At 69.9% G+C, this 10104-nt stretch carries 11 protein-coding genes and 1 pseudogene; 6 read left to right on the top strand and 6 right to left on the bottom strand.

The window, feature by feature from the left end:
• Positions 1-157 precede the first annotated feature (157 nt).
• Positions 158-346: pseudogene (locus ACQ4L4_RS13405) on the top strand (DnaB-like helicase C-terminal domain-containing protein); the annotation flags it as partial.
• A gap of 34 nt (positions 347-380) precedes the next feature.
• Complete coding sequence (locus ACQ4L4_RS13400) at positions 381-1820, top strand: pyridoxal phosphate-dependent decarboxylase family protein (protein ID WP_431104684.1); 1440 nt, start codon at positions 381-383, stop codon at positions 1818-1820.
• Positions 1821-1844: 24 nt separating this feature from the next.
• On the opposite strand, the gene ACQ4L4_RS13395 is transcribed toward ACQ4L4_RS13400, so the two are convergent.
• The 6 genes from ACQ4L4_RS13395 to ACQ4L4_RS13370 are packed head-to-tail and all read right to left on the bottom strand — an operon-like array spanning position 1845 to position 7104.
• Positions 1845-2432 carry a DUF3299 domain-containing protein gene (locus ACQ4L4_RS13395; RefSeq protein ID WP_431104683.1) on the bottom strand — a complete coding sequence of 196 codons (588 nt, stop codon included), beginning with the start codon at positions 2430-2432 and terminating at the stop codon, positions 1845-1847.
• A 41-nt stretch (positions 2433-2473) separates the two neighbouring features.
• Positions 2474-3175, bottom strand: coding sequence for a DUF3299 domain-containing protein (locus tag ACQ4L4_RS13390; RefSeq protein ID WP_431104682.1), 702 nt, complete (start codon positions 3173-3175; stop codon positions 2474-2476).
• A 1-nt stretch (position 3176) separates the two neighbouring features.
• A complete protein-coding gene (locus ACQ4L4_RS13385; RefSeq protein ID WP_431104681.1) occupies positions 3177-4535 on the bottom strand; it encodes an ABC transporter permease in 1359 nt (452 codons plus the stop codon).
• A 10-nt stretch (positions 4536-4545) separates the two neighbouring features.
• Positions 4546-5253, bottom strand: a complete 708-nt coding sequence (locus tag ACQ4L4_RS13380; RefSeq protein ID WP_431104680.1) for an ABC transporter ATP-binding protein — start codon at positions 5251-5253, stop codon at positions 4546-4548.
• 2 nt (positions 5254-5255) lie between these two features.
• Positions 5256-5897, bottom strand: a complete 642-nt coding sequence (locus ACQ4L4_RS13375) for a DUF2796 domain-containing protein (protein WP_431104679.1) — start codon at positions 5895-5897, stop codon at positions 5256-5258.
• 7 nt (positions 5898-5904) lie between these two features.
• The gene (locus ACQ4L4_RS13370; protein ID WP_431104678.1) at positions 5905-7104 is read right to left on the bottom strand and encodes a GTP-binding protein; all 1200 of its coding nucleotides are present in this window, start codon (positions 7102-7104) and stop codon (positions 5905-5907) included.
• Positions 7105-7249: 145 nt separating this feature from the next.
• Here ACQ4L4_RS13370 and ACQ4L4_RS13365 point away from each other — a divergent pair, with 145 nt between their 5' ends.
• The 4 genes from ACQ4L4_RS13365 to ACQ4L4_RS13350 all read left to right on the top strand — a co-directional run bounded on the left by ACQ4L4_RS13365 (position 7250) and on the right by ACQ4L4_RS13350 (position 10100).
• Positions 7250-7657 (top strand): Fur family transcriptional regulator, encoded by a 408-nt coding sequence (locus ACQ4L4_RS13365; RefSeq protein WP_431104677.1) that lies wholly within the window; start codon positions 7250-7252, stop codon positions 7655-7657.
• Between the two features lie 156 nt (positions 7658-7813).
• Positions 7814-8434: a hypothetical protein gene (locus ACQ4L4_RS13360; protein ID WP_431104676.1), complete on the top strand. Its 621-nt coding sequence runs from the start codon at positions 7814-7816 to the stop codon at positions 8432-8434.
• A 50-nt stretch (positions 8435-8484) separates the two neighbouring features.
• The gene (locus tag ACQ4L4_RS13355) at positions 8485-9333 is read left to right on the top strand and encodes a cytochrome b/b6 domain-containing protein (RefSeq protein ID WP_431104675.1); all 849 of its coding nucleotides are present in this window, start codon (positions 8485-8487) and stop codon (positions 9331-9333) included.
• Positions 9330-10100 (top strand): molybdopterin-binding protein, encoded by a 771-nt coding sequence (locus tag ACQ4L4_RS13350; protein ID WP_431104674.1) that lies wholly within the window; start codon positions 9330-9332, stop codon positions 10098-10100. Before ACQ4L4_RS13355 ends, ACQ4L4_RS13350 begins: the two co-directional genes overlap by 4 nt.
• Positions 10101-10104 lie beyond the last annotated feature (4 nt).

The raw sequence follows: 10104 nt of genomic DNA, 5'->3' as shown, positions 1-10104 counted from the left end.
TGCGATGCGGGTCCTTCGGGCGAGCTTTGCGCTGCTGCTTGCGCCAGGCGGTGGCCGAGCGTCCTAACCGTGGAAATCCGGAGGACGCCCCAGTTGTGCGCCCTTGCTTAAAAGACCGGCAGATTTGCTGCTGAACCAGGAAATTCCACTACTTAACATCATGTTCATCTACCGCGACGAGTACTACACCAAGGACGAGTGCAAGGAACCCGGCGTGGCGGAGATCATCATCGCCAAGCAGCGTAACGGTCCGGTGGGCACGGTGAAGCTGGCCTTCGCGCGGCAGAACACGAAGTTCGAGAATCTGGCGCCGGGTTACGTCAGCCCGGGCGGCGACGAGTATTGACCGACGGGGCCGGGCAGGCTCCGGGAGAAGCACCATGCCTGACCACCGTCCACTCCTTCACCAGACCGCGGCGCTGGCCGCCCGCTACCTCGAGGGCATCGAGCGACGGCACGTCGGCGGCCTGGCCACGCGCGAAGGACTGTTGACCGCCTTGGGTGGGGCGCTGCCCCGGCAAGGACTGACCCCCGACCAGGTGATCGAGGACCTGGCCCGCTTCGCGGACCCGGGCGTCGTCGCGAGCGCCGGTCCGCGCTACTTCGGGTTCGTGACCGGCGGCGCATTGCCCGCCGCGCTCGCGGCGGACTGGCTGGCGAGCGCCTGGGACCAGAACGCGTTCTCCTGGGTGATGTCGCCGGCCGCCGCCGTCGTGGAAGAGGTGGCCGCCGGCTGGATCCTGGATCTGCTCGGACTGCCGGCGTCGTCCTCGGTCGGATTCAGTTCCGGCGCCACGATGGCCACCTTCACCGGCATCCTGGCCGGTCGCCACCGCGTGCTGTCGCGCGCGGGCTGGGACGTCGAACGCGACGGCCTGATCGGCGCGCCGCCGCTGACGGTCGTGCTGGGCTCCGAGGCGCACGCCACGGTGCTGTCCGCCTTGCAGATGGCAGGCCTGGGCAGCGGCCGGGCCCGGCGCGTGGACAGCGATGAACAAGGACGCATGCGGCCGGGCGCGCTGCGCAGCCTGCTTGCGGAACTCGGAGACCGTCCGGTGCTGGTGTCGGCCCAGGCGGGCAACGTCAATTCCGGCGCATTCGACCCGCTGCCGGAGATCGTCGACGCCGTCCGCGCACACCCGAATGCCTGGCTGCATGTGGACGGCGCGTTCGGGCTGTGGGCGGCGGCCTCCGACGCGCTTCGATCGCATGTCGACGGGGTGGCCGGCGCCGACTCCTGGACGACCGATGCGCACAAGTGGCTGAACGTGCCCTACGACTGCGGCGTGGTCATCGTTCGCGACGCCGACGCACATCGGGCGGCGGTCAACTTCGGTGCCGCCTATTACGTGATCGGCGACGGAGGCGCCCGGGAACCGGGATCCTGGGTGCCGGACTCGTCGCGGCGGGCGCGCGGCTTCGCGGTCTATGCGGCCTTGCGCCAACTGGGCCGGGCAGGTGTCGCCGATCTGGTGGACCGTTGCTGCGCGCTGGCCCGGCGCTTGGCCGACGGGCTGCGCGATGCGCCCGGTGTGGCGATCCTCAATGACGTGGTGCTGAACCAGGTGCTCGTGCGTTTCGCTCCGACGGCGCGGCCGGGGGGCGGCCTCGACGTCGATGCTGACGTCGACGCTGACGCGATCGATGCCTTCACGCGCCGGGTGATCGCCGCGGTCCAGCAGGACGGCACCTGCTGGGCCGGTGGCACGACCTGGCACGGCATGGCCGCGATGCGGATCTCGGTCTCGAACTGGGCCACCAGCGAAGCCGACGTCGACGCCTCCGTCGTGGCCATCCGCCGGTGCGCCGCCTCCGCCTGAGGGGGCGGGCACTGCAGCGATGCATCAACGCTCCACGCGCACCGATTCCGGCACGAGCCGATAGCCGCTGGTCGCCAGGGCTGAACTGAGGGCGCGGACCTCGAGCGTGCCGGTGACCGTCACGACCGACATGGCCCGCAGGCCGTCGATCTTCGAAGGCGCCTTCACGTGGACGATCTGGTTGGGCGGCGGTGGCGGGCTGTGGATGCAGGCGCCGAACGAAGGCACCAGCAGGAACTCGTCGGTGCCGCCCCAGCCGACACCCACCGGCACCGCGTACCCGCGCAGCCGCACACGACGGCCGTCGAGCTCCTGGCGCACCGGCGCGTGATCGAAGGCCTCGCGCATCTCGCTCATCATCTGGCGCGCGACGGGATCGTCGTCCGCGAGCTGGGAGATGTCGATCCCGCCGCTCTGGCCGCTCTGGCCAGTTTGATCGGTTTTCGGTCGCGGATCCCAGCCGGGCGGCATCAACTCCGCCCATTCGATCGCCGTCACGTCGGCCGGCGGGTCGGTCGCGAGCGGCGCGGAGGCGATCGCCCGGGACGGATCGGTCCGGTTCAGCACGATGCCCGCGGCAACCCCGATCGCGGCGACCGTGACCAGCGCCACCGCCGCCAACGGGAAGCGCCAGGACCGCATGATCCGTGCGATCAACGCGGCTTGTTCCGGTAGGGCTCGACATTCGCCGTGTCGAGGCGATAGCCGCTGACGCCCATGTCGCTGGGCTGCCGGTCCAGGCGCATCACGCCGCTGGCCCAGACGGTGTCCATCGCGCGCAGCTGTTTCGCCGGCTGCGCGAGCTTCACCAGGATGATCTGGTTCGCCGGCGGGGGCGGCATGTGGATGCAGGCGCCGAAGTAGGGCACGAGCAGGAACTCGCGCACACCGTCGCGATCGGTCTGCAGCGGCACGACGTAGCCGGGCAGCCGCACCGGCGTGTCCTGCAGCGACTCCACCAGGGGCGCGTTGTCGAGTTCGTCGCGCAGGTCGGCCATCAGCGCCGCGGTGCGTGGGCTGTTGTCGCTCAGACGCCCGATGCCGACGTCGCGGAAGCGCTTCATCGGATCCCAGCCCGGCGGGACGAGCTGGATCCAGGTGAGGTCGCGATACCCCGAGGTCGGCGTGCTGGCTGCTGGAGCGGCCGTTGGCGCGGAAGGCGCGGCCGGAGCCGCGTCGGCGGCAGAGACCGGGAGGACGACGGCGAGCGCGACCAGCACGGTGAACGCCGCGAACGCGGCGAGCGCGGTGCCGATGGCCGCGATGATCGCGCCGCCGACGGGCGCATGCACGGGCGCATGCACGGGCGCATGCACGGGCGTACGCGGGGGAGCAGGAGCGGGCAGGGATGTCATGTCAGACCTTCGGAGAGAGGCCGTCGCCGAGCGACAGCGCGTAGGCGCGCAAGCCGGGCAGCAGGCTCGCTGCCCATCCCAGCGCGATGACGATGCCCAGCAGTGGCCATTCGGCCGCCGAGGGCGGGCCGGCGCTGAGGCCGATGCCGAAGCGCAGTTGCACCCACGGCCCGAGACCGGCGATCAGCAGCAGGCACAGCGCCGCGCCGAGCACGACGCCGCAGACGGTGACCAGCATGCCCTCGACCGCCAGCAGGCTGAAGATCCGTGCCGGATTGGCGCCGACGGCGCGCAGGATCGCGAGTTCGCGGCGGCGTTCGTTCAGCCCGGCGAGGATGACCGCGACCAGTCCGCACAGGCTCACCGCCGCGACCAGCGCGCTCATCAGCGTCAGGCTGCGCTCGCCCAGCGCGACCACGTCCCACAGCTCGTCCAGCGCGACGCCGGGCAGGATCGCCATCAGCGGCTCGCCGGCGAAGTCGTTGACGCGTCGCTGCGTCGAGAACACCGCCGTGCGCCGTTTCAGGCCGACCAGCGCGGCGGTGACCTGATGTGGTGTCAGGTCTTGCCCGGCCAACGCGTCGAGGCTGACCGCCTGACCGGGAATCGGCGCGCCGGCGACCCAGTCGAGGTGGATGGCCTCCATCGCCGCGAGGCTGATGTGGAGCGAGCGGTCCACCGGCGTGCCGGTACGCGCCAGCACGCCGATCACGTGGAAGGGTTTGTCGGCGTGGTCGTTGGCCGCGAGCGCGCCGTCGCCGTGGCTGAGGACGAGCCGGTCGCCGATCCGGTAGCCCAGCGAGGCCGCGACGTCGGCGCCGAGCACCACGCCGAAGAGATCGGGCGGCAGCGTTCTTGATCCGTTCGATCCGTTCGATCCGTTCGATCCGTTCGATCCGTTCGATCCGTCCGCTCCATTCGGATCGGCGGGCGCATCGTCGAAAGCGCGTCCCTCCGCCAATGCCAACGGCTGGGCGTCTCCGTAGCGGAATCGGCGGAAGTAGTCGCCCGTCGTCGCGACGACCGGGAAGCCCCGGTGCGAGTCGCCGAGCGAGATCGGCACGACCCAGTCCACGCCGGGCATCCGGGCCAGCGATTGCACGCTGGACCACTGGATGTTGTTGGTCGCGCCGCCGATGCGGAGGACCGAATACAGCAGCAGCTGGACCGATCCCGTGCGGGCGCCGACGATCAGGTCGGTGCCGGAGACCGATTGCGCGAAGTTCTTGCGGACATCGTCGCGCAGCCGGGCGATGCCGAGCAGCAGCAGCGTCGACAGCGCGATCGACAGGACCACGAGCGACAGCACGAAGCGGCGATTCCACGCGCTCTGCGCGGCGAGGCGGAAGAGTGCCTTCATGTCGGGGCCCTCATGTGACGGATTCCTCCACGCGCGCCGAACCGCGTTGCAGCGCGGGCAGATCCAGACAACGCGGGAAACGCGCGGCCAGTCGCGTGTCGTGACTGACGAAGAGCAGCGCGCTGCCCGACTCGGCGCAGACCTCGCGCAGGATGCGCATGAAGGCGTCGCGATGCGCGTCGTCGAGCGCGGAGGTCGGCTCGTCGGCGATCACCAGGTCCGGATGCCCGATGAGCGCGCGTGCGGCGGCCACGCGCTGCTGCTGGCCGACGGACAGTTCGCTCGCCCGCCGCGCGATCAGCTCGGGCCCCAGGCCCATCCGCGCGAGCAGCGCCTGCGCGCGCTCCCGCGGCGGGTCGGCCAGCGTGGCGCGGCGACGCGAGAACTCGCAGGTCAGCAGCACGTTGTCCAGCGCCGAGCGGTAGGGCAGCAGGTTGAACTGCTGGAAGATGAAGCCGACATGGTCGGCGCGCAGCCGGTCGCGCTGCCGGCCGGAGCAGTCCGCCAGCTCATGGCCGAGCAGCTTCAGCCTGCCCGCGCGCGGCGTCAGCACGCCCGCGATGAGCGACAGCAGCGTGCTCTTGCCCGAGCCGCTGGGACCGCGCAGGAACACGGCCTCGCCCGGCTCGATGCGCAGCGCCGCGATGTCCAGGCAGTCCCGCGTGGCGCGCGGCCATCGGAACGTCAGGTCCCTGGCTTCCAGGACAGGCACCACCATGGTCAGCCGCCGAGGGACAAGGTGGCGGCCGGGCGCTTGAGCACCTGTCGGGATTGCCCCTTCGGCGTCGCGACCTGGGCGTCGATGCGCTGGATGCGCGGGAACAGCGCGAACAGCTGGTGCGACAGCGTCGTCAGCTCGGCCGTCGCGGCGCAGCGGAATCGATAGCTGACGTCGACGTCGAGGTGTTCCGACCGGGGCGGGGGGTTATCGGCGGAGGGGCTGGCAATGAGCGCGGACTCGAGCTGCGCGCCCTCGAAACGGCATTGGCCGCGTGCGTCCGGCGTGAAGAGCACCGCGCCGCCGCGCAGCGTGGCGAGCATCCGCTCGACGGACTGGCGTTCCGCCGGCGTGCGCGGCTGGCGTTCGAAGCCGAGCACGCTGTCGAGCGGCGACTCCAGCTGGATCGCCAGCGTGTCGCCCTCGATCGCGACGTCCAGGTGCACGACGCCGTGCTCGTGCTTGTCGCCGTGCGCCTGCGCGGCGCCGAACGCCATCAGGCCGGCGGCGAGCACGGCGGCCGAGGCCCGTGTCGAGAGCGCCTTGGCGCGCCTGTTCGATGCCTTGCTCGATGCCTTGCTCGATGCCTTGTTTGAAGCCTTGTTTGAAGCCTCGTTCACTGCCGTGTCCGGCGTCTTCGTCATGATCATCTCAATGGGTTCCTTCGTGAGGGGAGGTGAGGTCCCACGCCGGCCAGGGGTCGGGTCCGCCAGACGCCGCGGTCGAAGTCAGACAGGCGTCGAGCGCGCGCGTGAGGGTGGGGACGTCGAGGTCCTGGCCGATGAGCACCAGTTCCTGGCCGCGCTCGCTCGGCGGCACGCTCCAACGACCGACCGGATCGAGCTGATGGCCGCGACCCGCGCCGGACAGGCAGGCGAGCCAGTCCGGCCGGCTCGCCAGCCAGACATAACCCTTGAAGCGCAGCAGCCCCGGCCAGGGATGCGCGATCAGCGTGTGCAGGCGACCGGCATCGAAAGGCCGGTCGGCGCGGTAGACGAAGCTCGAAAGCCCGTATTCATCGGCTTCGGAATGGTCGTGCCCCTCCAGGGCCCGGATCCATCGGGGTTGCGACTCGGCCTGTTCCAGGTCGAAGAGGCCGGTGCCGAGCAGCTCGCCGATCGGCACGTCGCCGTGCCGGGCGTCGATGACCCGAGCGCCCGGGTTGAGCGCCCGGATCACGGCATGCACCTGCGCGAGTCGCGCGGCATCGACCAGATCCGTCTTGCTCACGACGACGACGTTGGCGAATTCGATCTGCTCCACCAGCAGTTCGACCAGCCGGCGCCGGTCCTGCGCGTCGACGCCGCTGTCACGCTGTGCCAGGAAGTCGTCGCTTGCATAGTCGTTCAGCAGGTTGAGCGCATCGACGACCGTGACCATCGTGTCAATGCGTGCGAGCTCGCGCAGTCCCTGGCCGTGTTCGTCGATGAAATCGAAGGTCGCCGCGATCGGCATCGGCTCCGAGATGCCGGTGGACTCGATCAGCAGGTAGTCGAAGCGTCCTTCGCGGGCGAGCCGGCCGACCTCCTGCAGCAGGTCGTCGCGCAGCGTGCAGCAGATGCAGCCGTTGCTCATCTCGACCATCGCCTCGTCGGTGCGCGACAGGCCGACGCCGGCGCGCTCGGCGCCGTCGCGGACGAGGTCGGCATCGATGTTGAGTTCGCTCATGTCGTTGACGATCACCGCGACGCGCAGCGGCCCGCGGTGGCGCAGCACCTGGTTGAGCAGCGTGGTCTTGCCGGCGCCGAGGAAGCCGGATAGCACCGTGGCGGGCAGGCGGCGGGGAAGGGTGGCGGCAACGGCAGAGGCAACGGCGGAGGCGGCGGCATCGGCGGCGTCGGCAACGGACATGAGCGTCTCCTGTGGGGGGAAGTATTTCCGTTCGCCTCGGCTTTGATGCTAATGCGAACGCATTCGCAATATAGCAGCATGACAGAATGCGCGGGCCCTATCGACATGCTTTCGCGGTGCTCTGATCGCCCGCGGCTTGACACCCATGGAACGTTCGACCCGACAGCGCAGTGCCATCCGGACCGTCATCGACGACGCGGGTCGTCCGCTCTCGCCGCAGGAGGTGCTGGACGCCGCGCAGGGCGAGGTGCCGGGGCTCTCGCTGGCGACGGTCTACCGCAACCTGAAGCAGTTGCTGGAGGCGGGCGAGATCCAGGCGGTCTCGCTGCCCGGGGACAGCCCCCGCTACGAGTCGGCGCACCACGACCACCACCATCACTTCCAATGCACCGAGTGCGGCCGCGTCTTCGACGTGCACGCCTGCCCCGGCGACATGGCACAGCTGGTGCCGGAGGGCTTCACCGTCGCGCGCCATGAGCTGACGCTGTATGGGCGCTGCGCCGACTGCGCGACGCCGAAGCGCGCAGGACGCAAGCGCGCTGTCAGCGCTTGAGCGCCTGAACGCACCGCGGCGTCGAACGCCCCCCTGCCCAACCACGTAAAAACCGACGGCCATTCAGGCCGGCTTAAGTTTCAACGTTGATCTCTACCAACTAGTAGGTAAACTTCGGGCACATCAATCGCGACCCCCGTCGCAAGGAGTACCCAGATGCGCCTTCAACGCCTCCATTCGCTGTTCGCCGTCGCCCTCATCGCGTTCAGCGCCGCCGCCCCGTCGCTCTCGTCCGCGGCTGACGCCGGCGTGCGTGTCCGTGGCACCGTGATCTCCCGCAGCGGCGACCAGCTCGACGTCAAGTCGCGCGAAGGCAATGTCGTGACGATCAAGCTCAAGGAGGGCTGGATGGCCTCCGGCGTCGCGGCGGCCTCCATCGCCGACATCAAGCCGGGCGACTACGTCGGCATCGCCTCGCTGCCGAAGTCGCAGGGCGGCGACGGCGCGCTCGAAGTGGTCATCTTCCCGCCCGCGATGAAGGGTGCCGCGGAAGGCAGCTTCGGCTGGGATCTGAAGCCCAACAGCACGATGACCAACGCGACCGTGTCCAACGCGGTGAAGTCGGTCGAGGGCAGCACGGTGACGGTCACGTACCACGGCCAGGAGAAGAAGATCGCGATCCCCACCGGCACGCCGGTGGTGACGCTCACGCAGGCGACCGCCGATGACGTGAAGGCCGGCGCGGTCGTGTTCGTCGTCGCGGAGAAGGACGCCGACGGCAAGCTGTCGTCGGGCCGCCTGGTGGTCGGCAAGAACGGCGTCGTCCCGCCGATGTGAGGTCGACCCGGCCGGCGATCCGCCGGCCGGTCTCTCGTACAGGCCCCGCCATGGACACATCGATCTCCGACCTCGGGCGCGCCCCCGAACGCGCCCCCGAACGCGTCCCCGAACGCACCCCCGTACAGCGGCGCCTCGTGCCCCGCCACAGCGTGACGGTGCGTCTGACGCATTGGCTGCACGTGCTCTGCTTCACCTTGCTGCTCGCCAGCGGTCTCCAGATCCTGAATGCCCACCCGCGCTTCTACCTGGGCCAGGCCGGGGCGGACCACGATGTGGCGGTGTTCGAGGTCCCCGCCATGCCCGGCTGGGCGACGCTGCCCTCGTATCACGACCTCGGCGCGGGGCGGCGAGTCCACTTCAGCGTCGCGTGGCTCCTCGTCATCAATGGGCTGGTCTACCTGGGCCACGGTGTCTGGCGCGCTCATGTCCGGCGCGATCTGCTGCCCAGCGGTGGAGAGTTGTCCCGCCGCCATCTCTGGCAGGAGATCAAGGATCACGCGCGCTTCCGATTCCCCAAGGGCGAAGCGGCCCGCCGCTACAACGCGCTGCAGAAGCTCACCTACCTGGTCGTGATCTTCGGGCTGGTGCCGCTGATGGTGGTGACGGGTCTGACCCTGTCGCCAGGCCTCAACGCAGCGATGCCCTGGCTGCCCGACCTGCTGGGCGGCCGGGCCACCGCGCGGACGCTGCACTTCCTGACGGCCTGCTCGCTCGTGGGCTTCGTGGTGGTGCACCTGGTCATGGTCGTGGCCTCGGGCGCGTGGAACAACCTGCGGTCGATGGTGACGGGCCGCTACGCGATCGAGATCAAACCCGAACCCGAACCGGCGCCCGATCCCTGGGCGGAGACCAGACCCGATCCAGCGACCCCGATCGAGCGGAGCACCCCGCCATGAACCAGTTCTCGAGACGCCGATTCCTCGGCGGCGCCATCGCCGGCGTGGGCACCGTCGCATTGGCCGGATGCGACCGTGTGATCCAGGACGCCGGCGTCGATCGCGTGCTCCGCAGCACCGAGCGCTTGACGATGCAGGCCCAGCGTGCGCTTCAGCGCGAGCGCCTGGCCGCGGAGTTCACCGAGGCGGATCTCTCGCCGGTCTTCCGGGCGAACGGCACGCGCATGCCGGACTCCGACGAATACGCGCGGCTCCTGGAGGGAAAGTTCTCCGATTGGCGCTTGCGCGTCGATGGCCTGGTGCAGCAACCGCTGAGCCTGTCGCTGGCGGATCTCATGAGCCTGCCGTCGCGCACGCAGATCACGCGGCACGACTGCGTTGAAGGCTGGAGCGCGATCGCCAAATGGCAGGGCGTGCAGCTCAGCCGGGTCCTCGCCGCGGCGGGGCTGGCGCCGGGCGCGCGGTACGTCGTCTTCCATTGCGCGGACGAACTCGAGCAGACGCTGGACGGCAGCGGCCGCTACTACGAAAGCATCGACCTCTTCGACGCCTGGCATCCGCAGACGCTCCTGGCGTATGCCATGAACAACCGCCCGCTGCCCGTCGAGCACGGCGCCCCGCTCCGGCTGCGTGTCGAACGACAGCTCGGCTACAAGCACGCGAAGTACCTGATGCGCCTGGAAGTGGTGGCGGGCTTCGACCGCCTCTGGGGCGGCAAGGGCGGCTACTGGGAAGACCGCGGCTACGAGTGGTACGCCGGCATCTGATCAT

The sequence above is a fragment of the Roseateles noduli genome (assembly GCF_050626985.1).
Lineage (GTDB): Bacteria > Pseudomonadota > Gammaproteobacteria > Burkholderiales > Burkholderiaceae_C > Roseateles > Roseateles noduli_A.
Note: the sequence above shows the minus strand (reverse complement) of the source record. Positions and strands in the feature narration are given on the sequence as shown.

Coding starts and splice junctions, on each gene's coding strand:
- ACQ4L4_RS13365 (WP_431104677.1), top strand. CDS start 7,250: ATGGAACGTTCGACCCGACAGCGCAGTGCCATCCGGACCGTCATCGAC.
- ACQ4L4_RS13385 (WP_431104681.1), bottom strand. CDS start 4,535: ATGAAGGCACTCTTCCGCCTCGCCGCGCAGAGCGCGTGGAATCGCCGC.
- ACQ4L4_RS13355 (WP_431104675.1), top strand. CDS start 8,485: ATGGACACATCGATCTCCGACCTCGGGCGCGCCCCCGAACGCGCCCCC.
- ACQ4L4_RS13360 (WP_431104676.1), top strand. CDS start 7,814: ATGCGCCTTCAACGCCTCCATTCGCTGTTCGCCGTCGCCCTCATCGCG.
- ACQ4L4_RS13370 (WP_431104678.1), bottom strand. CDS start 7,104: ATGTCCGTTGCCGACGCCGCCGATGCCGCCGCCTCCGCCGTTGCCTCT.
- ACQ4L4_RS13390 (WP_431104682.1), bottom strand. CDS start 3,175: ATGACATCCCTGCCCGCTCCTGCTCCCCCGCGTACGCCCGTGCATGCG.
- ACQ4L4_RS13400 (WP_431104684.1), top strand. CDS start 381: ATGCCTGACCACCGTCCACTCCTTCACCAGACCGCGGCGCTGGCCGCC.
- ACQ4L4_RS13375 (WP_431104679.1), bottom strand. CDS start 5,897: ATGACGAAGACGCCGGACACGGCAGTGAACGAGGCTTCAAACAAGGCT.
- ACQ4L4_RS13350 (WP_431104674.1), top strand. CDS start 9,330: ATGAACCAGTTCTCGAGACGCCGATTCCTCGGCGGCGCCATCGCCGGC.
- ACQ4L4_RS13380 (WP_431104680.1), bottom strand. CDS start 5,253: ATGGTGGTGCCTGTCCTGGAAGCCAGGGACCTGACGTTCCGATGGCCG.